This window comes from Brevibacterium litoralis (genome assembly GCF_040212315.1).
Lineage (GTDB): Bacteria > Actinomycetota > Actinomycetes > Actinomycetales > Brevibacteriaceae > Brevibacterium > Brevibacterium litoralis.
Genome location: NZ_JBDIUY010000019.1, coordinates 50,955 through 74,037 on the forward strand (window position 1 = coordinate 50,955; position 23,083 = coordinate 74,037).

24 protein-coding genes are annotated in these 23,083 nt (G+C 69.9%); 7 read left to right on the forward strand and 17 right to left on the reverse strand.

Features of this window, described 5'->3' with window-relative positions:
- Positions 1 to 15 precede the first annotated feature (15 nt).
- Positions 16 to 2,154: a M3 family metallopeptidase gene (locus tag AAD496_RS06500; RefSeq protein WP_349827848.1), complete on the reverse strand. Its 2,139-nt coding sequence runs from the start codon at positions 2,152 to 2,154 to the stop codon at positions 16 to 18.
- A gap of 222 nt (positions 2,155 to 2,376) precedes the next feature.
- Between AAD496_RS06500 and AAD496_RS06505 the strand changes: the two genes are divergently transcribed.
- Positions 2,377 to 2,820, forward strand: a complete 444-nt coding sequence (locus AAD496_RS06505) for a hypothetical protein (protein WP_349827849.1) — start codon at positions 2,377 to 2,379, stop codon at positions 2,818 to 2,820.
- A gap of 144 nt (positions 2,821 to 2,964) precedes the next feature.
- Here the strand turns inward: AAD496_RS06505 and thiD are convergent, their stop codons facing one another.
- The 3 genes from thiD to AAD496_RS06520 all read right to left on the reverse strand — a co-directional run bounded on the left by thiD (position 2,965) and on the right by AAD496_RS06520 (position 5,084).
- Entirely contained in the window at positions 2,965 to 3,789 is an 825-nt protein-coding gene (thiD, locus tag AAD496_RS06510; RefSeq protein ID WP_349827850.1) for a bifunctional hydroxymethylpyrimidine kinase/phosphomethylpyrimidine kinase, read from the reverse strand.
- A 286-nt stretch (positions 3,790 to 4,075) separates the two neighbouring features.
- Positions 4,076 to 4,654 (reverse strand): tRNA (cytidine(34)-2'-O)-methyltransferase, encoded by a 579-nt coding sequence (locus AAD496_RS06515; protein ID WP_349827851.1) that lies wholly within the window; start codon positions 4,652 to 4,654, stop codon positions 4,076 to 4,078.
- A gap of 175 nt (positions 4,655 to 4,829) precedes the next feature.
- On the reverse strand, positions 4,830 to 5,084 hold the full coding sequence (locus AAD496_RS06520; RefSeq protein ID WP_349827852.1) for a type B 50S ribosomal protein L31: 255 nt from the start codon (positions 5,082 to 5,084) through the stop codon (positions 4,830 to 4,832).
- Between the two features lie 135 nt (positions 5,085 to 5,219).
- Between AAD496_RS06520 and AAD496_RS06525 the strand changes: the two genes are divergently transcribed.
- The 3 genes from AAD496_RS06525 (at position 5,220) to AAD496_RS06535 (ending at position 10,843) form a co-directional block, all read left to right on the forward strand.
- Positions 5,220 to 8,417, forward strand: a complete 3,198-nt coding sequence (locus tag AAD496_RS06525; RefSeq protein ID WP_349827853.1) for an ATP-dependent RNA helicase — start codon at positions 5,220 to 5,222, stop codon at positions 8,415 to 8,417.
- A 202-nt stretch (positions 8,418 to 8,619) separates the two neighbouring features.
- Complete coding sequence (locus tag AAD496_RS06530; RefSeq protein WP_349827854.1) at positions 8,620 to 10,131, forward strand: trimethylamine monooxygenase; 1,512 nt, start codon at positions 8,620 to 8,622, stop codon at positions 10,129 to 10,131.
- 157 nt (positions 10,132 to 10,288) lie between these two features.
- Positions 10,289 to 10,843, forward strand: a complete 555-nt coding sequence (locus tag AAD496_RS06535) for a YbaK/EbsC family protein (RefSeq protein ID WP_349827855.1) — start codon at positions 10,289 to 10,291, stop codon at positions 10,841 to 10,843.
- A gap of 204 nt (positions 10,844 to 11,047) precedes the next feature.
- On the opposite strand, the gene AAD496_RS06540 is transcribed toward AAD496_RS06535, so the two are convergent.
- From AAD496_RS06540 to AAD496_RS06570, 7 genes are all read right to left on the reverse strand, one after another.
- Positions 11,048 to 11,926: a LuxR C-terminal-related transcriptional regulator gene (locus tag AAD496_RS06540; protein WP_349827856.1), complete on the reverse strand. Its 879-nt coding sequence runs from the start codon at positions 11,924 to 11,926 to the stop codon at positions 11,048 to 11,050.
- 112 nt (positions 11,927 to 12,038) lie between these two features.
- Positions 12,039 to 13,529 (reverse strand): sensor histidine kinase, encoded by a 1,491-nt coding sequence (locus AAD496_RS06545; protein WP_349827857.1) that lies wholly within the window; start codon positions 13,527 to 13,529, stop codon positions 12,039 to 12,041.
- Positions 13,530 to 13,637: 108 nt separating this feature from the next.
- A complete protein-coding gene (locus AAD496_RS06550; protein ID WP_433913733.1) occupies positions 13,638 to 14,495 on the reverse strand; it encodes a phosphatase in 858 nt (285 codons plus the stop codon).
- A gap of 195 nt (positions 14,496 to 14,690) precedes the next feature.
- A complete protein-coding gene (locus AAD496_RS06555) occupies positions 14,691 to 15,485 on the reverse strand; it encodes a MerR family transcriptional regulator (RefSeq protein WP_349827858.1) in 795 nt (264 codons plus the stop codon).
- Positions 15,486 to 15,622: 137 nt separating this feature from the next.
- A complete protein-coding gene (locus AAD496_RS06560; protein WP_349827859.1) occupies positions 15,623 to 16,048 on the reverse strand; it encodes a hypothetical protein in 426 nt (141 codons plus the stop codon).
- A gap of 81 nt (positions 16,049 to 16,129) precedes the next feature.
- Positions 16,130 to 16,567 (reverse strand): HEPN domain-containing protein, encoded by a 438-nt coding sequence (locus tag AAD496_RS06565; RefSeq protein WP_349827860.1) that lies wholly within the window; start codon positions 16,565 to 16,567, stop codon positions 16,130 to 16,132.
- Positions 16,560 to 17,153, reverse strand: a complete 594-nt coding sequence (locus AAD496_RS06570; protein ID WP_349827861.1) for an ArsR family transcriptional regulator — start codon at positions 17,151 to 17,153, stop codon at positions 16,560 to 16,562. Before AAD496_RS06570 ends, AAD496_RS06565 begins: the two co-directional genes overlap by 8 nt.
- Positions 17,154 to 17,350: 197 nt before the next feature.
- Here AAD496_RS06570 and AAD496_RS06575 point away from each other — a divergent pair, with 197 nt between their 5' ends.
- Positions 17,351 to 17,767, forward strand: coding sequence for an aldo/keto reductase (locus AAD496_RS06575; RefSeq protein ID WP_433913734.1), 417 nt, complete (start codon positions 17,351 to 17,353; stop codon positions 17,765 to 17,767).
- 15 nt (positions 17,768 to 17,782) lie between these two features.
- Here the strand turns inward: AAD496_RS06575 and AAD496_RS06580 are convergent, their stop codons facing one another.
- From AAD496_RS06580 to AAD496_RS06600, 5 genes are all read right to left on the reverse strand, one after another.
- Positions 17,783 to 18,172 carry a type II toxin-antitoxin system VapC family toxin gene (locus AAD496_RS06580; protein ID WP_349827862.1) on the reverse strand — a complete coding sequence of 130 codons (390 nt, stop codon included), beginning with the start codon at positions 18,170 to 18,172 and terminating at the stop codon, positions 17,783 to 17,785.
- Positions 18,169 to 18,423 carry a type II toxin-antitoxin system Phd/YefM family antitoxin gene (locus tag AAD496_RS06585; RefSeq protein WP_349827863.1) on the reverse strand — a complete coding sequence of 85 codons (255 nt, stop codon included), beginning with the start codon at positions 18,421 to 18,423 and terminating at the stop codon, positions 18,169 to 18,171. Before AAD496_RS06585 ends, AAD496_RS06580 begins: the two co-directional genes overlap by 4 nt.
- Before the next feature lie 157 nt (positions 18,424 to 18,580).
- Positions 18,581 to 18,790, reverse strand: a complete 210-nt coding sequence (locus AAD496_RS06590; RefSeq protein ID WP_349827864.1) for a globin family protein — start codon at positions 18,788 to 18,790, stop codon at positions 18,581 to 18,583.
- A 137-nt stretch (positions 18,791 to 18,927) separates the two neighbouring features.
- Positions 18,928 to 20,397, reverse strand: coding sequence for a hypothetical protein (locus AAD496_RS06595; protein WP_349827865.1), 1,470 nt, complete (start codon positions 20,395 to 20,397; stop codon positions 18,928 to 18,930).
- A gap of 39 nt (positions 20,398 to 20,436) precedes the next feature.
- Positions 20,437 to 21,024 (reverse strand): hypothetical protein, encoded by a 588-nt coding sequence (locus AAD496_RS06600; RefSeq protein ID WP_349827866.1) that lies wholly within the window; start codon positions 21,022 to 21,024, stop codon positions 20,437 to 20,439.
- A 325-nt stretch (positions 21,025 to 21,349) separates the two neighbouring features.
- On the opposite strand from AAD496_RS06600, the gene AAD496_RS06605 reads away from it, so the two are divergent.
- Together AAD496_RS06605 and AAD496_RS06610 are read left to right on the forward strand one after the other, a co-directional pair.
- A complete protein-coding gene (locus AAD496_RS06605) occupies positions 21,350 to 21,766 on the forward strand; it encodes a hypothetical protein (protein WP_349827867.1) in 417 nt (138 codons plus the stop codon).
- Between the two features lie 278 nt (positions 21,767 to 22,044).
- Positions 22,045 to 22,257, forward strand: a complete 213-nt coding sequence (locus tag AAD496_RS06610) for a hypothetical protein (RefSeq protein ID WP_349827868.1) — start codon at positions 22,045 to 22,047, stop codon at positions 22,255 to 22,257.
- A 14-nt stretch (positions 22,258 to 22,271) separates the two neighbouring features.
- Here AAD496_RS06610 and AAD496_RS06615 read toward each other — a convergent pair whose 3' ends face one another.
- Complete coding sequence (locus AAD496_RS06615; protein WP_349827869.1) at positions 22,272 to 23,015, reverse strand: hypothetical protein; 744 nt, start codon at positions 23,013 to 23,015, stop codon at positions 22,272 to 22,274.
- Positions 23,016 to 23,083 lie beyond the last annotated feature (68 nt).

A 23,083-nucleotide genomic window follows, 5' to 3' on the forward strand; every position in this document is an offset into this window, starting at 1 on the left:
GCGAGCGTGCCCTCCTCACACCAGCCCGCGGCGCTCCAGGAGGGGTTCGATCCGCGCGTCGCGGCCGCGGAAGTCGCGGTAGGCCTCCATCGGATCCTTCGATCCGCCGACGCCGAGCAGGCGCTCCCGGAACCGATCGCCGTTCCCGCGGACCAGGCCGCCGTTCTCGTGGAACCACTCGACGGTGTCCGCGTCCATCACCTCGCTCCAGATGTATGAGTAGTACCCGGCGCTGTAGCCACCGGCGAACACGTGCTGGAAGTAGGTCGAGGAGTAGCGGGTGGGCACGCTCGGTTCGTCGAGGCCGATGTCGGCCAGCGCGGCCGCCTCGAACGCGGCGACGTCGGTGACCTCGGCGGCCTGGTCGACGCTCAGTGTGTGCCAGGCCTGGTCGAGCCACGCGGCCGCCAGGTACTCGCTCGTCGTGAACCCCTCGTTGAAGGCCGCCGATGCCTGCAGCTTCTCCACGATCTCGGCCGGCAACGGTTCACCCGTCTCGTGGTGGACGGCGTAGTTCTCCAGGATCTCCGGCCACAGGATCCACATCTCGTTGACCTGGCTGGGGAACTCGACGAAGTCCCGGCGCACCGCGGTCCCCGCGAAGTGCGGGTAGGTGACCCGCGCGAACAGTCCGTGCAGCGCGTGACCGAACTCGTGGAAGAGGGTGCGCACGTTGTCGAGCGTGAGCAGCGTCGGCTCGCCCGGACCCGGCTGGGTGACGTTGAGGTTGTTGACGACCACCGGCTTGGTCCCCCGCAGCGCCGACTGGGAGACGATCGGGTTCATCCACGCCCCACCGCGCTTGGTGTCGCGCGTGTAGAGGTCGAGGAGGAACAGTCCGAGGGCGGACCCGTCGGCCTCGAACACCTCGAAGGCGCGGACCTGCGGGTGGTACCCGACGACGTCCGTCCGCTCCTCGAAGGTCACGCCGTAGAGCTTCTGCGCCGCATGGAAGACGCCGTCGCGCAGCACGCGCTCGGCCTCGAACCACGGGCGCAGGGCGGCCGTGTCGATGTCGTGCTCGGCGCGGCGGACCTTCTCGGTGTAGAAGGCCCAGTCGTGCGCCTCAAGCGCGAAGGTCTCGCTCCCCTCCTCCGCGGCCGTCGCATCGGCGATCGCCTGGAGCGCTGCCTTCTCCCGCTGCGCGTTCCGGGCCGCGGGTGCTGCGAGGGTGCGCAGGCGCTCCTCGACCGCCTCGGGCGTGCCGGCCATCTGGTCGGCGAGCACCGCCGAGGCGTGGCTGTCGTGCCCGAGCAGCGCCGCCCGCTCGGCCCGCAGCCGCACGATCTCCAGGAGGACCCCACGGTTGTCGTTCTCGTTCCCCCGGGAACCCCGCGCTCGCGAGGCGCCCAGCAGTCGTTCGCGCACCGCGCGGTTCTCCAGCGCGGCAAGGTGGGGGTGACCGGTGTAGAGGGTGAGGGACAGGACGTACGCGCCCTCGATGCCACGATCGGCGGCCTCCTGGGCGGCGGCGGACACCTCGCCCGGGGTGAGTCCGGCGAGGTCGGCCGCATCCTCGACGACGACGGCCAGGTCATTCGTGTCGGCCAACAGGTTCTTCTCGAAGGTGGTGGTGAGCGTCGAGAGCCGGCCGTTGAGATCGCTCAGACGGTCCTTGTCCGTATCGCTCAGGCCGGCGCCGGCGAGCTCCATCTCGCGGTGCCACCGGCGGACCAGGTACTGCTGCTCGGGGGTGAGGGATCCTGCCGTCGTGCCGACGTCCGTCGACGTGGCGGTGCCGCCGGTCGTGGCGGCAGCTCCGCCGGCCCGGTCACCCGTCTCCAGGCTCTCGAGGACGGTGGTGATCCGGGCGAACAATGCGCTGTCGAGCATGATCGCGTCCTCGTGCGCGGCCATGCGCGGGGCGAGTTCGGCCCCGATCGCCTGGATCTCTTCCGTCGCGTGCGCCGAGTGGACGGTGTAGAAGGCGTGGGACACGGTGTCGAGGAACGAGCCTGCGCGTTCGAGCGCCTCGAGGGTGTTCGCGAAGGTGGCGGGCTCCGGGTTCGAGGTGATCCGGTCGATCTCCGCACGGTGGTCGGCGAAGGCCTTCTCGAACGCCGGCAGGTAGTGCTCCGGGCGGATCGCCGCGTAGTCCTGCATGCCGTAAGGAAGCGTGGAGGGCTGCATCAGGGGGTTCTCCGGGGATGTCATGCCGGACATCCTATGTGGCCCTCACCACGGGGTTCACGCGGCGGGTGGCCGCGCCATGTGTGCCGGCCTCGCTATTTCCTCAAGTACCGCGGCCGCCACACATAGCGCGACGGCATCAGCGCGGGACCCCGGCGGCGCCCTCCTCCATCCGCGCCCGGGCGCCTGCGCCTCATACGCGCGCTCCTTGGTCCTGGCGGCCTGTCGATCGCCCAGGCGAAGGAGGTGGTCGCCGCGATCGAATCACCCGCCGACGACATGCTCACCGCACTCGGCACCGTCCAGCAGGCGACCTTCGACCCGGCACCCGAGGTCGACACCACGCGCGCCCGCGACCTCGTCGCCCGCGCCGGCTGGTACGTCGACCCGGCGAGTCCGGAACTCGCGCACCTGGCCCGCGCGCTCGAGGCGATCGACGACGCCGGCCTGGAGATCACCGACGAGACCTGGTCGGCCTACCTGTTCGGCATCAGCGGCATCGCTCGCGCCGAGGTCGACGGCGTCCCCGCCGATCGCGAGGCGGCACTCCGCCACGCCCTCCTCGGCACGATCCTCCTCGAGCCGGTCCTCCTCGCGCTCAGGCGGCTGGCCCACCAGCACGCCTCGGGTAGGCGCTACGGAGCGATCCCACCCGGCGGCTTCCCGCCAGGTGGCCCGGCGCAGCGCTGACCTGACACAGCGCTGACGACGAACGAGGCGTCGGGCCCATACGCACACGAGGCGCCCTCCACGTGTCATGTCACGTACAGGGCGCCTCGGGAGCGGGCCGCGGAGAACCCAGGACTCGGCCGGTGGGGCGGCATCAGACGCAGCTCAGCCGACGGTCACCTGCAGGTCGCGCTCCGCGTGGCAGCGGGCGGCTGGATGGAGCAGGGAGTTCACGCCGATCGCGTTCTCGACCGAGCGGTCGATGCCCTGGAGGACGAGCTTCTTCGCCTCGACCGCGGCGTCGACCACGGACTTGCCCGTCGCGATCCCGGCGGCGATCGCCGAGGCGAAGGAGCAGCCCGCGCCGTTGACCATCGTGTCGGAGACCTTCGGGGCGGTGAGCCGGGTGAAGGTGGTGCCGTCGAAGATCACGTCGATGGCCTGGTCGCCCGCCAGGCGGGCGCCGCCCTTGACGATGACGTTCTTCGCGCCCTGGCCGTGGATGATCCGGGCGGCCTCCTGCATGCCGGCGACGTCGGTGATCGGGTCGATCCCGGCGAGCGTGGCGGCCTCCTCGAGGTTCGGGGTGGCGACGGTGGCGTGCGGGACGAGGTTGTCGACGAACAGGTCCTTGAGGTCGACCATGGTGCCGGCGCCCTTGCACACGAGGACGGGGTCGAGGACGTAGGGCAGGTCCGTGGTCTGCAGGCGGTCGGCGAGGACGAGAGCGGTCTCGACGGTGCCGAGCATGCCGGACTTGATCACGTCGAACTCGTGGATGGCGAGGGCCGAGTCGAGCTGGGTGCGGACGACCTCGGGGGTGAAGAACTCGATCGCGTGCTCGAACTCCTTGGCCGGATCGAACGTGACGATGCACGTGATGACCGAGGAACCGAACACGCCGACCTCCTCGAACATCTTGAGATCGGCGGCGATGCCGGCGCCGCCGGAGACGTCGGAACCGGCGACGGTGAGTGCGCGAGGCGCCATGATGAGGTCCTGTTCTGTTGCTACTGGTGCTGCTGGTGACTGAGCGGGAACTACGGAATCCTACCGGCCACTGGCCTGCGACCACATGCCAGATCGACCCGATGCTGATGGGCCAGTTGCGGACGGCGGGTCGGGCGATGGCCGCAGGCCTGGCGTGGACTGCAATCTCCGTGTCATCCGCCGTACCGATGGCCGGCAGTCAGGCCGGATCGCCGGACATCGGTGCGGCACCGGGCAATGAGGTTGCGGCTCCGGCCGGGCCGGGCCTTGAACGTCGGCCGACGCGTCAGCGCCCGCCGGGGTAGCCCAGCTGCCGCCACGCCTCGTAGACGCCGAGGGCGGCCGAGTTCGCGAGGTTGAGCGAGCGGAGTCCCGGGCGCATGGGGATGCGGACGGCCAGGTCGATCCGCGGGTCGTCGAGCACCTCCTGCGGGAGACCGGTCGACTCGCGGCCGAAGAGGAGGACGTCGTCGGTGCGGTAGGACACCTCGGCGAAGCTGCCGTCGGCATGCCCCGTGAAGGCGATGACGCGGCGGCCGTCCATGCCCGCGAGCACCTCGTCGAGGGAGGAGTGGACGGACACGTGGGCCATGTCGTGGTAGTCGAGGCCGGCCCGGCGCAGCTTCGCGTCGGACAGGTCGAAGCCGAGGGGCTCGACCAGGTGCAGGTGCGCGCCGGTGAGCGCCGACAGCCGGATCGCGTTGCCCGTGTTGCCGGGGATCTCCGGTTCGAAGAACACGAGGCTCAGGCGGTGTGCGGGGACGTCGGCAGTGCCGTCCGTGCGGGTCTCGCGGGCATCGGCGGCGGCAGGTGTGAGCGGCGCAGGTGTGAAGGGATCAGAGGCGAGCGGAGAGGAATCGGTCATGAGGAACTCCCGGCGGGCGGACGTGACGAGGGTGGAGGTGCCCGGTTCGGGCCAGGGCGCCTCGGCAGCGGCGAGCGGAGACGAGGACGATGAGAGTGGGCCCCGACGCGAAGGACCCCGGACCGACACGTGAAGCACGTGCGGGTCCGGGGTCCGTCGAGGGGGTCCCGCAGGGTCAGCGCTTGCCGAAGCCCTTGTAGCGGTCCTTGAACTTCTCCACGCGGCCGGCGGAGTCGAGGATGCGCTGCTTGCCCGTGTAGAACGGGTGCGAGGCGGAGGAGATCTCGACGTCGACGAGGGGGTACGTGTTGCCGTCCTCCCACTCGATGGTCTTTTCGCTCGTCACGGTCGAACGGGTGAGGAACGACTCGCCCGAGGCGAGGTCCTTGAATACGACCGGGTGGTAATCCGGGTGGATGTCCTTCTGCATGATGTCCTTCTCTTGAATTCGTCGCAGGTGCCTGGTGCAGCCGGTGCTGCCCGCCAGTACCTGAATTCGGATGGTGACTCCCCCGGGGACCCGGCGGAACCAGCACACCACTCTACCAGTCCTAAGCTGGTGGGCATGCCTGCAGACCCCCACGACGCACCGACCGACCCCGCAGGTGTGAGCGACCTCTCGTCCGACACCCGTCTCTCGGGCCGCACCGCGTTCCCCTTCGACACCGAGGCGATCGGTGCGGGGCTCGTGTTCGGCCGGTCCGCAGCGCGGTTGTGGGAGGTGCTCGTGGAATCGCCCGCGGCGACGGCCGTCGTGCAGGCCCCGCCCGGTACGGGCAAGACGACCGTCGTGCCGCCGCTCGTCGCGAACGCGCTGGCACAGGACGCTCTGGCTCAGGAAGCGGTGGCGCAGGACGGGCAGGGGTCGGACGCCCCTGGGAGGGGCCGCCACGGGTCGCTCCCCCGGGTGCTCGTCACCGGGCCCCGCCGCGTGGCAGTGCGGGCGGCCGCCTCCCGGTTGCGTGCCCTCGCGCCGGACATGGCCGAGCGGGTGGCACACACGGTGCGTGGCGAGTCGACGCTGCGCGACGACTCGCTCGTCGAGTTCCTCACGCCCGGTGTCCTCGTGCGCAGGCTGTTGCACGACCCGGAGCTCACGGGCGTCGGGGCCGTCGTCCTCGACGAGGTGCACGAACGCTCCCTCGACACCGACCTCCTGCTGGGCATTCTCGGCGAGGTCCGCCAGCTCCGTGACGACCTGCGTCTCGTCGCCATGTCCGCGACCGTGGACGCACCTCTGTTCGCCAGGACCCTCGGCGCGAGCGGCTCCGAAGGCACTGACGGCTCCGACGCGACCCCGGACGCCGCGCCTCTCATCGATTCCGAGGACGCCCTGTTCCCCGTCGAGGTCGATTGGAAGCCCTTCTCCGGACCGCGCACCGACGAGGCGGGTGTATCCCGGGACTTCCTCCGGCACGTCGCAGGCCACGCCGTCGAAGCGCGCGCCCGCGCGCAAGAACTGTTCGGCGGCGATGCCCGGGTCGGCGGTGGCCCCCTGGCCGGCGGCGGCACCGGGGCTGATGGCGACGCCGAGTCGCCGGTCGACGCGCTCGTCTTCGTCCCCGGTGCCCGCGAGGTCGACGCGGTCGTCGCCGAGATCCGCCGACTCGACCCGGACGTCGAGGTGCTGCCCCTCCACGGCTCCCTCGACAAGGCCGATCAGGACAGGGCTGTACAAGGGCGTGCTGTACGAGGGCGTGCTGTCGGAGGGAATGCCGAACGAGGGGAAGCCGCGCGAGGGCGAGCGGACACCTCCGCCGAGGATCCCACCCCGCGGATCATCGTCTCGACGGCACTCGCCGAATCCTCACTCACCGTCCCGGGTGTGCGGGTCGTCCTCGATTCCGGTCTCGCCCGGGAACCCCGCCGGGACGCACTGCGCGGGATGAACGGGCTCGTGACCGTCTCGGCCTCGCGAGCCTCCTGCGAACAGCGCGCCGGTCGTGCCGGGCGACTGGGTCCGGGACTCGTGGTCCGGTGCTTCCCGGAGCGCACCTTCGCGGCCGCCCCGCCCTACATCACGCCCGAGGCTCGCACTGGTGACCTCACCGAGGCACTTCTCGCCCTCGCCTGCTGGGGATCCCCGCGTGGCGAAGGCCTGAGCCTACCCGAGCCCCTTCCCCCGGCCGCGGTCGAGGCCGGCGAGGCGACCCTCCGCGCTCTCGACGCCGTCGACGCCGACGGGCGTGCGACCCCGCGCGGCCACACCCTCGTCGACGTTCCCGTCGCCCCGCACGTCGCCCGGGCCCTGCTCGACGGTGCGACGCGCGTCGGAGCGGGACCCGTGGCCCGGGTCGTCGCAACACTCGCGCTCGACCTCCGGGCACCGGGCGGGGACCTGGGCGGATTGCTCCGGTCCCTCGAACGCGGCGACCACCCCGATGCGAAACGCTGGAACCGCGAGGTGAAACGGCTGTCGTCGATCGCCCGCCGGCACCTCGCCGGGGACGACCGGACGGACGGAGAGGGCGGACGGAACGGACAGGCGAGTCGGACCGGAGAGGGCGCCTCGGCGGCGGGCGGAGCCGAGGACGCACTCGCGACCGTCGTCGCACTCGCGCACCCCGGGCGTCTGGCCCGACGGGTGTCGGGGCGGGTGTTCGAGCTCGCCTCGGGGACGCGGGCCGGGCTGCCCGAGGACTCCGACCTGTTGCGGGCACTGCCGGGCGGCGCGGCGGGCACCGGTGGGAACCGGGGCACCGGTGGTCACACGAGCTCCGGCGGCGCGGCGGACGTGTGGATCGCGATCGCGGACGTGCAGCGTACCGGTGGGAACGCGGCGGCCGGGACCGGGGCGGTGATCCGCGCGGCGGTGCCGATCGAGGCCACGCTCGCGCACGAGCTCGCCGGGTCGTTGCTCCGCGAGGACGTGCAGGTGACCTTCGTGGACGGGCGGGTCCGGGCGCGGGTGGAGAAGCGACTCGGGCGGGTGGTGCTGTCCTCGACACCCACACGCCCCGACCCCGCGACCGCGCGCCCCGCCGTCGTCCGGGCGCTGCTCGCGCACACGGAGGGTGACGAGGACGGTGTGGTCGGCGAGGACAGTGTGCGAGGCGAGGACGGTGTGGGAAACGAAGGCCGTGTGCGAGGCGAGGGGCGTGCGGGTTCCTGCGGCCTCGACCTGTTGCCGTGGTCGCGGGAGGCGCGTGCCGTCCGGTCCCGCCTCGCCTTCTGCCATCGCGCGCTCGGGGACCCCTGGCCGGACGTCACCGATGCAGGGCTGCGCGCCGCGCTCGAGAGCTGGCTGGCCCCGGAGATCGATGCGCTGGCAGGCGGGACGGCCCACTCGTCGAATACGCGCTCGTCGACCACCCGCTCGTCGACGACACTCGCGTCACTCGACATCGCCGGGGCACTGCGCCGCCTGTTCCCCTGGCCCGAGGCGACCGCCTGGGACGAACTCGTCCCCGAGCGCCTCGAGGTGCCCAGTGGGTCCCGCGTGCGGATCACGTGGCCGGACCTCGACGCCGGCGGTGTGCTCGACGACCAGGCGCGGCCCGTCGTCGAGGTGAAGTTGCAGGAGTGCTTCGGGTGGGCGGAGACCCCGCGGCTGGTCGGCGGGCGGGTGCCGGTGCTCTTCCACCTGCTCTCCCCCGCCGGGCGTCCGCTCGCCGTCACCGACGACCTCGAGTCCTTCTGGTCCGGACCGTACGCCCAGGTGAGAGCCGAGATGCGCGGCCGCTACCCCAAACATCCCTGGCCCGAGGACCCCTGGACCGCCCCTGCGACGAAGAAGACCAACCGCGCCCTGCGGAAGGGGTGAGGGACCCACGGGTGAGCAATGGCACGTCCTGGTTCGCCCCGTCCCAACCCGGAATTCGCGCGGAATCAGTAGAATCGACGATCAGTCCTGCGCCGGACGGGGACCCGGATCGAACGATCGTCCGAGTGGTCCCGGCGGTGCGAACTCGCCGTCCGTGTTCCGCCGGATCACCGTGCGGACCCGTCGTACCCCAGGAGGTCATGTGAAGAAGCGCGTCGCCGTCATCGGTGCCGGTCCCAGCGGAATCGCCCAGTTGCGGGCGTTCGCCGCGGCGGAACGATCCGGAGCCGAGGTCCCCGACGTCGTCTGCTTCGAACGCCAGGCCGACTGGGGCGGCCAGTGGAACTACACGTGGCGCGCCGGGACCGACGAGTACGGCGAGCCCGTCCACTCCTCGATTTACCGCCACCTGTGGTCGAACGGACCCAAGGAGCGCATCGAGTTCGCGGACTACAGCTTCGACGAGCACTTCGGCCGACCACTGTCCTCCTTCCCGCCGCGTGAGGTGCTGTGGGACTACATCAACGGGCGGATCGAGCGCTCGGGTGTGCGGGACAAGGTGCGGTTCTCCACCGCCGTCCGCCACGTCGAGTACGACCGGGCCACGGAGACCTTCACCCTCGAGGCCGAGAACCTGCTCGATCGCTCGACGACCGTCGAGGAGTTCGACGAGGTCGTCGTCGCCTCCGGCCACTACTCCGTACCCCACTCCCCCGGGTTCGAGGGTCTGGAGACCTTCCCCGGCCTCGTCCAGCACGCGCACGACTTCCGCGGCGCCGAGCACCTGGTCGGCAAGGACCTGTTGGTCGTCGGTGGGTCGAGTTCCGCCGAGGACATCGCGCTGCAGGCCTACAAGATGGGCACGAAGTCGGTGACGATCACCTACCGCAGCAAGGAGATGGGCTACGCCTGGCCGGAGACGGTCGAGGAGCGCCCACTGCTCACGCGGATGGAGGGGCGCACGGCGTACTTCGCAGACGGCACGTCCAAGGAGTTCGACGCCGTCGTCCTGTGCACCGGCTACATCCACTCCTTCCCGTTCATGTCGCACGACATCCGCCTCAACACGACCGGCACCCTCTACGTCGATCACCTGTACAAGGGCGTGACCCTCGCGGCGAACCCGAAGGTCCACTACCTCGGCATGCAACACCAGTGGTTCACCTTCACGATGTTCGACATCCAGGCGTGGTACGTCCGGGACGTCGTCCTGGGCCGCGTCGACCTGCCGGACGAGGCGACCATGCGCGCGGACATCGCCGCCTGGCAGGACAGGCGGGACGCGCGCGAGGTCGGCAAGGGCGACCCCGTGTTCCAGGCGGACATGCTGAAGGAGATCCTGGCCGTCACGGACTACCCGGACATCGACCTCGACGCGGTCGTCAACCTGTTCCTCGCCTGGAAGCAGTCGAAGAAGGACGAGGTGACGACCTACCGCGACCAGGTGTACCGGTCGATCGTCACCGGCACGATGTCCGTGCCGCAGAGGACCGCCTGGCTCGACATGCTCGACGACACGGCCGCGGGATACCTGGCCGACCTCACCGATCCGGTCGAGGAGATGGGCCCCGGCGCCGCTCTCGGTGTCGCCGCAGCCGCCGAGGCCGCAGGTGACGCGGCGGTCGGTGCAGCGGCCGCAGGTGACGCGGCGGTCGGTGCAGCGGCCGGTGCGGGTGCCGCGACCCGGGACGACCTCGCGGCCGCCGCCGGCTGAGCGGGGTTCCGGCCCGGCGCAGTTCCGGCCCGCTGAATCGGTTTGGCCCCGTGGGATTCGCATCTCACGGGGCCGAACCGATTCACGGGGCCGGGATCGCACGACACCGACCGAGACGCTCCCCGCTCCCGAGGCGCCCTCTCGTTATCGTGGGGACATGACTTGGTCTGTACTCCCTTCATCCCTCACGACCGTGCCCGCCCGCGAGAACCCCGAGAAGGTCGCCGCTCCGGTGTCAGCCGCGCTGTCGACGCTGCCGGAGGACCTCCCGGTCCACGTCTTCGACATCGATCCGGACCTCGCCGACACCGCCGCCCTCACGGAGGCCTTCGGGCTCGAGCTTCAGCACTCGGCCAACTGCGTCCTCGTCGCCGGATCACGAGCCGGTGAGGAACGCCTGGCCGCCTGCCTGGTGCTCGCGCACACGAAGGCGGACGTGAACAAGCGCGTGAAGAAGCTCCTGGACGTCCGCAAGTGCAGCTTCATGCCGATGGACCGGGCCGTCTCCGACAGCGGCATGGAATATGGCGGCATCGGTCCGATCGGTCTGCCCGCCGACTGGCGGCTGCTCGTCGACGCGCGCGTCCTCGAACAGCCGGCCGTCGTCATCGGCTCGGGCGTGCGATCCTCCAAGATCGTCCTCCCCGGTGCCGACGTCGCCCGCCTGCCCCAGGTCGAGGTCCACGAGGACCTCGCGATCGAGATCGGCTGAGTTCCCCGGGAACTGCGCGGGCCGACCACATCTTTACCCGACCGCACAGCCGAGGCGCCGACAGCCGTCGTGTGCCTGCATGCTCGAGGCGCCTGCAGCCTCATCGCCAGATGTCGTACCGATGCCCGGCGGCCCGGCCTCATTGCCGGGCATCGGTACGGCAAACGACGGTGATGTCGTTCGACGGAGCTCAACCCAGCGGGCTCACTCCCGACCCTCCAGATACGTGAGGACCGCGCGGACGCGACGGTGATCGGGGGTGTCCGGCGGCAGGTCGAGCTTGCGGAAGATCTGCGCGACGTACTTCTCCACCGCGCCGTAGCCGACCACGAGTTCCTCGGCGATCGCGGCGTTGCCCCTGCCGGTCGCCATGAGCGCGAGCACCTCCCGCTCCCGAGGCGTCAGCCGCTCGAGCCCCGCTCGTGCACTCGGCGACAGTGCCGAGCCCGAGCGCCGATCTGCACCCGCGCTGCCACCACTCCGCGCTCCCGCCCCGGCCACTCCGGACGAGCCTCCGACAGTTCCCGCTCCTGAGGCGCCCGCTCCTCCGCGACCACTGAACGGCCCGCCGGCCTCGTCGCCCGACATCCTGCCGGCGGACGCAGCACCACCCGCACCGTCCGGCAGATCCTCCGGACGGGGTGGGTGGCCCATGAGTTGGGCGACGACCTCGGGGTCGAGGACGGTCTGTCCTCCGACCACGCGTTCGAGGGAGGACAGGAAGTCGGCGACGTCCGTCACGCGGTCCTTGAGCAGGTAGCCGACTCCCGCGGGATCATCGCGCAGCAGCCGGGACGCATAGGTCGTCTCGACCCACTGGGAGAACAGCAGGACCGGCTGGCCGGGACGGATACCGCGGATGTCGAGGACAGCGCGCAGTCCCTCGTCGGTGTGGCTCGGAGGCATGCGGACATCGGCGACGACGAGGTCCGGACGGTCGCCCGCCGACTCCAGGCCCCGGTACTCGCGGACGAGTTCGTCCCCGTCACCGGCGTGGACGACGATCTCGTGGCCACGGCGTTCGAGCAGGGCGACGAGTCCGTCGCGCAGGATGACCGAGTCCTCGGCGATCGCGACCTTCATGGTTCCATCCTGCCTGATGAGCACCCGTCCGGCGGACCCTCGTGACCGACCGACGACCACCGGAGGACGCACGAGAAATCGTTGGTGGGGCCAATGGATTCGAACGGCATCCTCACTCCCCCGCCGGGATCTCGGCGCGGATCCGGGTCGGACCACCCACAGGGCTGTCGATCTCCAGGTGGCCGTCGACACCACGCAGGCGGCGGCGCAACCCGTCGAGGCCGGTGCCCCCGGTGCGGACGGGATCGGGATCCGGGACGTGGGCGCCTCCGCGACCGGCGTCCTCGACGTCGAGTACGAGGACCGCGTCGTGCCGTCCGTGGTGGCGCAGGTCGACGACGACCCGGGCGCTGTCCACTCCGGCGTGCCGCGAGACGTTCGTGAGCAACTCGGCCACGGTGAAGTAGGCGATCGTCACGACCGGCGCGGGCAGGGTGTCGAGGCGGACCGGTTCGATCACGCTCTCGCCACCGGGCAGTCGGGACCGCACGCTCTCGCGCACACCGGCGAGCGACTCCCCGAGACGGGACCCACCCGCCGGACCGTGCACCAGGGCCCCACCGACCAGCGTCCGCCCGACACCCGGCAGAGGTACCGTGTCGCGGACGATCTCGAGTTCGACGTCGAGGCCCGAGCGAGCCACGAGGGTCCGCAAGGCCGGTTCCAGGCCGGAGTCGAGGATCGGTGGTCGAACACCTCGCGTGAGTTCACGCAGGTCGACGATCGTGCCGGACACGTTCGCCTGGGCATCCTTGAGCAGGGAGGACACGATCTCGGGGTCCTCGCGTGCGTCGTGGAGCATGCGCGCCTCGCCCACCTGCATACCGAGTGATGTGAGCCGCGCCTGGACCCCGTCATGGAGGTCACGTTCGAGCCGACGGAGGCGCACCTCGGCGTCCTCGACGGTGCCGCGACGGGCGGCCTCGGCACGGGCGACGCGCACGGATGCACGGGTGGGCCCGAGCAGGCCGGAGACCATCATCCCGTAGAGAGCCGTGAACCCGCGGGTCATCCAGGGCCACAGGACGAAGAGGAAGAACAGCCCGATGAGCGCGGCGAGCAGCAGCCGTTCCGGGGTGTCGAGGAAGTGCCCGGGACCGAAGGAGGCACCCCTGTGCATCGCGCCGTCCAGACCTTCCTGGAGCGGGAGGAACCGGTACCAGTACCAGTACGTCACTCCCCCGAACCCGACGGCGAGGAACGCGATGCTCACCGGGAACGCGACGAGCGAGAGCACGAAGGCGAGCACCATGAAGAGGATGGTTCTCCACCCGGCTCCGTCGCCCAGGTTGCCGCCCATCGTCGCCCAGAAGCCGCGCTGGTGGCGGTGCGGGGTCGGCGGCGGGACGTCCACGCCGAGCAGGTGCGAGGCCAGACCCCGGTGGGCCGCGCCCCAGCCGCGGGCGGCGACGACGAGCCAGCCGGGCACGAACAGCCCGACGAGCGTCACCGCGAGCCCCGAAGTGAGCACCGGTACGAGCAGGGCGTGCGCGAACGCGAAGGGCCCGAGGATGAGCATGAGCCACAGGTAGCCGTGGGCCCGCCAGGTCGTGACGGAGAAGGGGCCGGTGAGGAACCGGCGCAGGCGGGAGGTCGAGGTCATGCTTCTCAGTCTGCGCGTGTCGCCGGCACTTTCCCATCCGGTACGCCGCCGAGGCGCCCGCCACCCAGTCTCGGGTGTGCCCCCGGAACCCCGGGGTCCGGACGATCCTCAGATCTCCAGGCCGTCGAGTGGGAGGCCGGCCTCCTGCAGGATGAAGCGGCACAGTGGCAGGTAGAACTCGGGCAGGACGTCGTCGTCGAGGGGGACGCTCACCTCGAGGGACCCCTGCGCCTCGGCGACGAAGAGCGCCGGGTCGTTGCAGTCGGCGAACCCGACAGTGCGCAGCCCGCGGGAGGCCGCGTGACCGGCCCAGCCGTGGTCGGCGACGACGAGGTCCGGCAGCGCGCCACCGCGCTCGGCCACGGTGTCGAGCAGGATCTGCGAGGGATCCGGGAAGTGCGTGTGCGGGATCCCGCCGTGCAGGTGCCAGATCCACACGCCGCGCAGGCGCCGCAGGTCACCGCCGTCGACGGTGTTCGGCACATAGCGGTCGAGCGGGTGGTCCGCCGGTGGGACGTCGAGCACCGTTGCACCGGCGAGCTCCGCGGCGTGCGCGAGCGTCTGGTGCACCGGCAGCATGCCGGCCGGGTGTCCGGTGGCGAACATGATCGTGCCGCCGGCCCGGGCGACCTCCCCGAGGGCACGGCCCAGCCGACGCGAGGCGTCGATGCACAGCTGCGCGGAGATCGTGTCCTGGCCCTGCGTGTGTGCCGGATCGGCCCGGATGCCGACCCTCTCGACCATGAGGTCGAAGACGGAGTCGTAGTCCCAGTCACGGGTGAGCTCGACACCGAAGTGGAAGCTGCGCTCCTGCGCGAGGAACCGGTGGATGTGCGAGAGGTTGCCCTCGCGTGGGGTGGCCACCTGCCCCGTGATGCGCGTGGCGTCGAGGTGGGCGGCCAACGCGGCAATATCGGTGTCACCGGTGGTGGCTGCGGGGACGGTGGTACGCAGGGCGTCGGTCACGGTTCACGGGCTCCTCTGGCTGGAGGTGGGGTGGCACGGCAGAGCCTAGCGGGTGGCAGGGACACACTTCTCGCACGCCGAGGTGCCCTGCACGTCCGCTGGGACGTGCAGGGCACCTCGGGAGCGCACTCCGGGCCGGGAGTGCCCGGTGGCGTCGGGGTCCGGGCCAGGGCGCCTCGGCGGCGGGAAGGGCCCTCAGGCGATCGGCTGCTGGATCTCGGTGACCCAGCCGTCTCCCTCGGGGGTGTCGACCTGGTGGTAGACCTCGCGGCAGGGGCCGGCGAAGGTGTGGCCGGCCTCGGCGACGTGGCGGGAGAGTTCCTGCCACGACAGGTGGAGATCGGCGATCGTGCCGCGGTGGACGGCGGTGATCGCGCGGTCGGCGGCCGGCAGGGTCGTGTGTTCGAGGCCGTCGACGGGCTCGGCCACCTGTTCCCCGACGGCGAAGTCCATGCCGTCGTCGCGGGCGGCGTACCAGGCGATCCCCGGCGCGTCCGGGGTGATGCCGGCGGCGTCGAGGGCGGCACCCAGGCGGGCGTACATGGGGCCGACCAGGCCGTCGACCTCGGCGACGTCGTCGACGTGGCCGGACAGTTGGGCCAGCGTGACGGCCGGCAGGGACTTCTCGGTGTACTCGGTGATGGACACGGTCTTTCCTTCCAGGAGTCGGAGACGGTGCTCGACCTCGGCGAGACGGTCGCGGTCGGCCTCGATCTGCGCGTGCAGGGCGTCGCGGCGGTCGTGCAGCAGGTCCTTCATCTGCTGCGCGGTGAGCCGGTCGTCGAGCAGGTCACCGACCTGTTCGAGCGTGAACCCCAGTTCCTTGAGGGCGACCAGGCGGTCGGCCCGGGCCAGGAGCGCCGGGTCGTAGCGGCGGTACCCGGAGGCGGGGTCCACGTGCGTGGGCACGAGCAGACCGAGGGCGTCGTAGTGGCGCAGCATACGCACCGACACCCCGGCGAAGCGGGCGAAGTCTCCGATGTTCAACATGACAACTCCATGTCACCGCCTCACACGGTGTGAGGGTCAAGGGATTCCCGACGCGAGTTCCAGTGGGGAATGTTTGGCGTTTCGAGGGGGCTGCGACGCCAATCATCCCCCACTGGAACTCAGCCGGGAACTCAGCCTCACGCCGCCGCGCGGGCGACGACCATCTCGGGGCCGTTCGGGGCGACCGTGGCCAGGGCGTCCCAGGCGTCCGGGACCTGGACCTCCAGGTGCTCACCGAGTGTGCGGAGGAACGTCTCCAGCCCGTCCATCGGGGCGAGGAACTCCGCGAAGTCGCCGCTCACCAGGGACACCGTCACCCGTCGGTGGACGAGTGGGGTCACGCCGAGGTCGAACCCGTCGGCGCCGACGGACACCTCGGCGACGTCGGCCCATGTCCAGTGGGCGCGCGCCTCGGGCACGTCACCGATCCCCAGGTGCTCGAACCCCGCCTCCCCGCTCACGAGGCGCCCTGCACTCCCGGCCGACGTCACGTCCGGCAGTGCGCTCGCCCCGTCGCTCTTCGTGTCACTGCCCCGCGTGTCCCGCTCACCCTGCGCGTTCATGCGATGAGTATCACACGGCCGAAGCAGGACCGAACCGGCCATCACCGGACCGTGACGGCGTACGGAGATGGCCAGGTGCACTTATCGTGTCTGCACGTATTCGGCGCAGACCCTCACGATGGCCTCGGATGCTTCGATCGCCTCGTCGACGTCCTGGCGAGTCGCAGTAGGCCGACCCTCGTCGGGGTACTCCGTCGCATTCCGGACCTGTCGCATCCATTCGAACTCGTCCAAGGAGTCGTTTTCGACGAACAATCGAGCCGCGATTCCGGTGTTCCGATGTGCACCCCCGACAGGGCGGACGCGCAGCCCTTCGACGGCTAGAACACTTGTGAGCGCCTTCCGTGCTCCGTCGTAGGCTGCGGTGAAAGCCATCCCCGGATCGTCCGTTCCCGCGAGCACTCTCGCCGTGGCGATGTGCTTCTTCGCAGTGTCGATCACTGTCTTCGCATGGTCGACATTCACCGCGACCCGTTCCAATCGGCGGGTGTCGAGCATCCGGGCGATCGACTCAGCCATGGATCTCGCCTGTCATGACGTCGACGACGGGGCGTTCGCGGATCGTGCGGACGAACGGGGTCGGCTCCGGACTCCCCCAGTCCCCGGAATCGATCCGGGTGATGTTCACCGGAAGGTCGAGCTTCCGACCGGCCTCGTCACCGATGGCGGCGAGCGTTCGCCGCGGTACCGTACCGATGACCAGGACGTCGATGTCGTTGGGGAACGGGCCCGGAACGCCGGCACGGCGCGCGGCCCAGGATCCGAAGATCAGAACCCGTTCGACCTCGCTGATTCCGTCGAACTCCTCGCGGAGCACCGGCACCGGGCCGTAGGTCGTCGCGATGATCTCGCACATCAGTCCGAACAGTGGGTGCTCGGGGTTCGCCCTGACCAGGCGGTTCCTGCCCTCCTGTCGATCGGTCACCACGTCGTTCTCGACGAGGCGGCCGACCTCACGATGGACGACGGGGCCGCTGACACCGGACCGTCGCCCGAGTTCGGCGAGGGAGAACTCTCGATCAGGCGCACCCAGGAGCTCGGCCAGGAGCGCGCCGACGGCGTCGGAGCGCACGAACGGCGTCAGCTGAGGCGGGAGAGTCTTCACGGAACGTGAATATATCTTCCGTTTAAAGGAAGAGTCAATGGCTCCGGTGATCGCATGCATCCCATTACCGGAGGATGTCTTCACGCAATAGGAAAGGTGTACACCGTCCCGCCCCTACTGCCGGTCGCCTCCCGGGCATAGGCTCGACTCGGACCCCATCCTTCGGCCCGCGAGAACCCCACCGCGAAGGAGCCCCCATGGACACCGACACACACGGCGCCCCCACACTCCCCACCCGCGTCCTCGGCACCACCCCGGACGGTTCACCGCGTCTGGAGGTCTCCGCGCTCGGATTCGGCTGTATGGGCCTGAGCCACGGTTATGGGGCGGCCGTCGACGTGGTGCGCACCATCGCGCAGGAGTTGTCGGATGCGCAGGTGGAAAGCGGTGTCGTGACCCCCGGTCAGGTGGCGCTCGCCTGGTTGCTCGCGCAGGACGAGCGGATCGTGCCGATCCCGGGGACGACCAAGATCCCACGGCTGGAGGAGAACGTGGGCGCCGCGGAGGTCGTACTCTCCCCCGACCATCTGGCGCGCCTGGACGAGGTGTCCGCGGCGATCGACACGGCCGTCACGCGATACCCCGAGAAGATGGAGAACATGATCGACCGGTGACCGGTCGCTGATCGATCAGCGACCAGGAGCGATTGCTCGCAATCCCAGCGATTCCGCTGCTTCGGTCAGGCGGATGTCGTACGTGAGGAGCGCGTCGACGTCGAGTCGGACCGACGCGGCCAGATGCAAGGCGTCAAGAGACCTGAGCCACGGACCTGGCAACAGTCCTGCCTCGCGGTAGAGGCTCGGCGGAAGGTCGTACAGATCGAATCGGGCCAGGATTGCCGACACGTCGGCCTGTGGCAGACCGAACCTCTCTGCCAGGCGCCTGAGTTCCGTCTCGAGGAGATGGGTGGCAGTGAACACGGGCCCCTCATTGTCGGCCCACGCGATCAATGCATCGCTTTCCGCCTCGTCCATGAGGAGCTTGGCCGCTGCGGAGGTGTCGATGTATATCCGACTCAACGTCCGCGCCGTAGGTCATCGAGTGCTTCTGCGGAGGGGGTGTCGACCTTGTGCAGTCTCAGTTGTGAGAAGCCACCGCGAACAGCGGCCGGTCGGTGAAGCGGCAGATCGGGCTGGCCTTCGGAGATCGGTACCAACCGAGCGACCGGCTTCCCGTGGTTCGTCACGGTGTAGGACTCGCCGGATTCGACAGCGCCCAGGACTTCTCCGCTGCGGTTGCGGAGTTCACGATAACTCACAGTGCTGGACATGACCTAAGTGTAGCGCGCGTAGCACACGGAGCATTCCAGAATGTGACATGCATTTCTTGCCTTCAGATGCCAACCTCGCAGCCTGCATCACGAGGAAGATCGTGCATCTCAATTACCGCTCACCGCGGCAAGCCTCGGCCGCCGCCGCGTCCACCCCTCACACTTCCGGGATCGTGAGGCCTTCCGGCACCAGATCCCGCGACTCCTCGTAGGGCGCGAACCCGGCCGTCCGCGCCCGGAAGTACGCGGCGAGGCGGGCGGCAGCCGTGCGGACCGCCTCGTCGCCGTACCCGGCGGAGTAGAGGGCGGGCCCACCGAGCGCCTCGGCCAGGTAGGCCGCCGGCCGCTCGTCGTGGTGCAAGTGCATGGGGAACTCGAAGGGGTGCGCGGCCACCGGGTCGGCCAGGCACAGCTTCCCGAGGCGCCCCGCACTCCCCGACTCTACGCTCCCCGGGCACCTCGCCACAGTCCCCCAGGGGTTCGAGCAGAGGTTCGAGTCGGCTTTCAGCCCCGGAGTCCCGCGGCGACAAGTGCCGCGCGCAGTTCGACCGCTTTCGCCACCGCAGCGCCCCGCTTCTTGAGATCGGCGAGGGCGTCGAGGCCGGGGAACCGGAGGTCGGGGTGCGCGGCCTCCGGGATGAAACCTCGCCGGTGCGCCTCGGCCAGGTAGGGAAGCCAGTGCAGGGCGGCGTCGAGCAGGCGGCCGGTCCAGGTCGGAAGCTTCACCTTCGACGGTGCCACCCCGTCCCGGACCTGCTCCTCGACAGCCCGGGCCACCGCCTCGACGAACACCGGGAGCACCGGCCACAGTGCAGGCACGGTGGTGGGCACTGCCGAGAGACTCGCGAGGAACGGCTTCGGATCCGGACCGACCTCACCGCGCTCGAGGAGCCCGCGGAGTTCACGGGCCACGGCCGGGCTGCCGACCGCGACCGGGTTGAAGTCCCCGCCCGGGCGGTACGGCGCGCAGTCGAAGGCACTCAGTCGGGCCCGTTCCTTCTTCGCACCGCCGTCCGCTCCATCAGAGACGAAGATGAGCACGGCACGGACGAAAGCGCTCGGCACCGGGAGCGGGTCGCCGGTGCGTACCCACGGCTGATCGGCGAGTTCGGACCGTGGTGCGAAGACGAGATCTCCGGCTTCGGCGTCCCACACGAGCTGGCCGACGGGGTCGAGACCGATCGGACCTTTGACGCGCGCCCTTTCGACCGGGACCTGGGATGCGCGCCACCTGCCATTGCGGAGTGCGAAGTTCGCGTATCGAATCTCCAGATGGAACATCGACCCGAGGAGGCCGTCGAGCCGGACGAGGAGCGCCGCGTCCCCGAAGTTCTCCGATGCTTCATCGGCGCGTTCGGCCTCGAGCGAGTCGACGCCGACCGGGTTGTCGGCGGCCCCGGCGCCCTCCGTCCATCGGGTGTCGAAGTCCTCCGGGGCGGTGGGCGCGGCGGTCATCGCCGGCAGCCGCGCGACCAGGTCCTTCGCCAACAGGACGGGACGGGAACGACCCGGACGTTCGGCCCAGGCCCGGACTCCGGGGAGGTCGAGGACCTCGGGTGCTGCGGTTCCGGATTCCACCGCCGTCTGTGCGGTTGGGAGGAGCATTGCCAGGGCTTCGAGCGCCTCGGCGGTGCCGGGCAGCCGCTTGGGTGCGAGGGCGGAGAAGTGCACTGCATGGGCGAGGACCGACCACACGAGGGAGGTGAGGCCCGCCTCGGCGAGGGAGCCGCACGAGCGCGCGAAGTGTGTGATTCCGCGCCGGAAGTTCCCCTCGACCGCCTCCCGATCGATCGCCTCGGGGCGCAACCGGCCCTCACGGAAGCCCTCGACCGCGGCGCCGAACAGCGCTTCGGAATCCGTGTAAGGCGACGGTTCCAACACGGCCTTGAAGAGGGTGTTCACGGTGTACCACCCGTCGAGAGGCGCCTCGGCGTCCGGCGCGAGTTCCGGGGTCGGGTTCCAGACAGCAGTCATGACCAGCAGATTAGCCCGCCGATGCGGATCCATGGCCCCTCACATGTCGAAGGCCGAGAACGCGAACACCCGGGTCGTCGGGCACACGGCCACGAGGTCCGTGCCGTCACCGGCGGCGGTCCGTCCGCCGTTCGTCGCCGTGTTCGTGACGTCGATCCAGCCGTCCGAGCAGGTACCGGCCTGCGTCTCCGTCGTCGGGACGAGCGCCTCCTCGACCTCGAGATCGGTGAGCCTCGCCGGACCCGACCCGCCGGCCCCGGTCCCGGCGCCCGGCAGACCCTCCACCAGGTCCGAAACCGCCTCCTCCTCGAGGACGAGCACCGCCTGCCACCAGTAGTCATCGGGCCCGGGGAAGACCTCCCGCCCGTCGGGATCCCGGAAACGGCCCTCGGTGACCGTCACGGACTCCACGGAGTCCGGGCCCAGGTCCGGCAGGTGCTCGTCGACGAGTGCCGTCGACTGCGACACCACGTCCGGCATGTAGTACCGACCGCTCGGTTCGTCGTAGGCCCACTCGGGGTCCGGTTGCTGCCGCCCCGCTCCGGGAACACAGGCCGTCATCGCCCAGACCGCGCACAGACACACCGCCGCCACGGCCGCTCTGGCAGCAAGCTTCCCGTCACTCATGCTCCTAGGCTAAGGATCCCGTTCCGCGCCGGTCGCCGATTCCTGTGCCGGATCCGACGCAGAGCCCCCGACCACCCGAGCCCTCACGGCGGAAACCATTGCACCCGCGCTCCCGCCCGAGGCGCCCTCCACCTCCCTGCACACCTGGCGGTTGGCACAGTACGAGGGGGCGGGTTCTCGCGCCTGTCCCTCGGCAACCGCCAACGGGTGGGCCTGGCGGTCGCGCTCCAGCATGATCCGGACCTCGTCGTCCTCGACGAACCGGGCAACGGCCTGGACCCTGCTTCCGTCATCCTCCTGCGGGACGAACTCAAGCGGCGGGACGGTGGCGTTGCTCGGTGGGATCACGGCGGGGCTCGCGAGCGGTGACCCGCAGTTGACGGCGAAGGTCGGGATCCTGGGGCTCGGCCTCGTGGTGGGTTACGGCGTGCCGGACGTGGCGGCCTGGGCCGGGCTGGGACGGCAGGTGGTGCTCGGGGTCCTCACCGCGGTCGTCGCGGTGCCGGTGGCGTGGGTGGCGATCGTGGCGCGGTCGGTGCTCGCCGCGGTGGGTGGAGCGATCGGGCTCGTGGTCGTCGCGCAGGTCGGGGCACTCACGGGCCTGGGCGGGTGGGTGCCGCCGGTGGCGCCGGCCCTGTGGGCCCTCGGCGGCGTTCGCGCTCCTGACGGCGCGCACCTGGGACCGGCTCCAACTGGATCGGTGAGTCAGCGAATGAATCGAACATCCATGAACGTGTACTAGCCACGATGGATCTGAACGATCCATACTCGTAGAGTCCCCGGGATCCCTCGGGGACATAAAAGCCCCCGGGGATGCATCCCGGGGGCCATACAGAAGGGAGGTTTCCGATGATACTAGGAATCGTCGGACTCCTGCTCGCCCTTCCGCCATTCATGGTAGCACTGCATGACCTGCACGACAGGTACAAGCGCAGCGGCCGCCACTGACGGAAGGTGAGCGCCCGGGCTCCCCCGTGGAGCCCGGGCACCTTCTGATGAACCACTCCAAAGGAGACTCTCATGCGCAACTTCGCCGTTTCGGCCATCGCCTGTGGATTCCTGTCGTGTATCTCCCTGATGATCGTGCTCGCCGCGATCGGCGGCACTCCCTGGTGGTTCTTCGCGGTGATGGCAGTGATCATCCTCGTCCAGGGTGCTGCGCTCGCCGGACATGCCGTCGATCGGTGGATGCGCCGGCACCACCCCGGCAACGCCGTCGGGTCGGCCCACTGATCCCGGCCTGATGGTCAACCGTACGGATACGCCCGGTCGTTCCAGGGAGCGAACCCGGGCAGCGCGAAGATCGCCTTCGCATATCGGTCGATCTCTCGCACACAGTCCTCGCGAGTGAACGCCTCCGAGGCGCCCTGGGCCCAGATCATCGCCAGATTTCCGAGGTCAGCCATGTACCGGCGCACGATTTCATGCCGTTCATGACCATCGAAGTAGTCATCGTGTTCGTCCTCTGGCATGTCAAGGAAACGGCGGAGTATCCCACCCTCCAACGACTCCTTGTGGAACCTAACGCGTCGTGGATCTGTGACGTTTGACTGGAGCCGCGAACCTTCTACGCGACGCCCGGCGGCCTCGGCGAGGAACCACACACCGGAAACCGCGCGTCGCAGCGTTGACTCGTTCGGCACTCGATACTCGGGGAGGGGAAGATGATTCAATGCGTTCAAGGCTGTGGTCGCTCGTTCCCACTCGCCGTACACCGCAAGAGCGATGCTGGTCCAAGAAACGTACGGCACTCCACCGATCTTGTGAATCCGGAAGTCCTCGGGCAGTTGGAAGTAGGCCCGAAGTTCCTCGGTCGGCAAGTCGAGTTCGTCGAGAGCGAAAGCGGCTCGCATCTCTTCACTGATCTCCGCACTCAGTTTGCGCCACTCCGTCCTGCCAAGCTTCGGCCGGTCGTCCATCGTCATCTCAGCGTGCGACTTCCTGGTCGTGCGGGCGATCGAATCGATCCATGGTCTCTCCTCGTGAACCACAAAGGTATCGGCTCCTCCGATACTAGTGCGCCCGGCCACAGAATCGAGAGTGCCGGTCCGGAGTAGGT

What these genes read in the sequence shown, in the direction of transcription:
- AAD496_RS06595 (WP_349827865.1), bottom strand. Translation starts at nt 20,397, where the DNA reads ATGACTGCTGTCTGGAACCCGACCCCGGAACTCGCGCCGGACGCCGAG.
- thiD (WP_349827850.1), bottom strand. Translation starts at nt 3,789, where the DNA reads ATGGCGCCTCGCGCACTCACCGTCGCCGGTTCCGACGTCTCCGGCGGC.
- AAD496_RS06600 (WP_349827866.1), bottom strand. Translation starts at nt 21,024, where the DNA reads ATGAGTGACGGGAAGCTTGCTGCCAGAGCGGCCGTGGCGGCGGTGTGT.
- AAD496_RS06575 (WP_433913734.1), top strand. Translation starts at nt 17,351, where the DNA reads ATGGACACCGACACACACGGCGCCCCCACACTCCCCACCCGCGTCCTC.
- AAD496_RS06520 (WP_349827852.1), bottom strand. Translation starts at nt 5,084, where the DNA reads ATGCAGAAGGACATCCACCCGGATTACCACCCGGTCGTATTCAAGGAC.
- AAD496_RS06525 (WP_349827853.1), top strand. Translation starts at nt 5,220, where the DNA reads ATGCCTGCAGACCCCCACGACGCACCGACCGACCCCGCAGGTGTGAGC.
- AAD496_RS06560 (WP_349827859.1), bottom strand. Translation starts at nt 16,048, where the DNA reads ATGAACGCGCAGGGTGAGCGGGACACGCGGGGCAGTGACACGAAGAGC.
- AAD496_RS06535 (WP_349827855.1), top strand. Translation starts at nt 10,289, where the DNA reads ATGACTTGGTCTGTACTCCCTTCATCCCTCACGACCGTGCCCGCCCGC.
- AAD496_RS06515 (WP_349827851.1), bottom strand. Translation starts at nt 4,654, where the DNA reads ATGACCGATTCCTCTCCGCTCGCCTCTGATCCCTTCACACCTGCGCCG.
- AAD496_RS06585 (WP_349827863.1), bottom strand. Translation starts at nt 18,423, where the DNA reads ATGTCCAGCACTGTGAGTTATCGTGAACTCCGCAACCGCAGCGGAGAA.
- AAD496_RS06565 (WP_349827860.1), bottom strand. Translation starts at nt 16,567, where the DNA reads ATGGCTGAGTCGATCGCCCGGATGCTCGACACCCGCCGATTGGAACGG.
- AAD496_RS06610 (WP_349827868.1), top strand. Translation starts at nt 22,045, where the DNA reads ATGCGCAACTTCGCCGTTTCGGCCATCGCCTGTGGATTCCTGTCGTGT.
- AAD496_RS06500 (WP_349827848.1), bottom strand. Translation starts at nt 2,154, where the DNA reads ATGACATCCCCGGAGAACCCCCTGATGCAGCCCTCCACGCTTCCTTAC.
- AAD496_RS06545 (WP_349827857.1), bottom strand. Translation starts at nt 13,529, where the DNA reads ATGACCTCGACCTCCCGCCTGCGCCGGTTCCTCACCGGCCCCTTCTCC.
- AAD496_RS06555 (WP_349827858.1), bottom strand. Translation starts at nt 15,485, where the DNA reads ATGTTGAACATCGGAGACTTCGCCCGCTTCGCCGGGGTGTCGGTGCGT.
- AAD496_RS06590 (WP_349827864.1), bottom strand. Translation starts at nt 18,790, where the DNA reads ATGCACTTGCACCACGACGAGCGGCCGGCGGCCTACCTGGCCGAGGCG.
- AAD496_RS06540 (WP_349827856.1), bottom strand. Translation starts at nt 11,926, where the DNA reads ATGAAGGTCGCGATCGCCGAGGACTCGGTCATCCTGCGCGACGGACTC.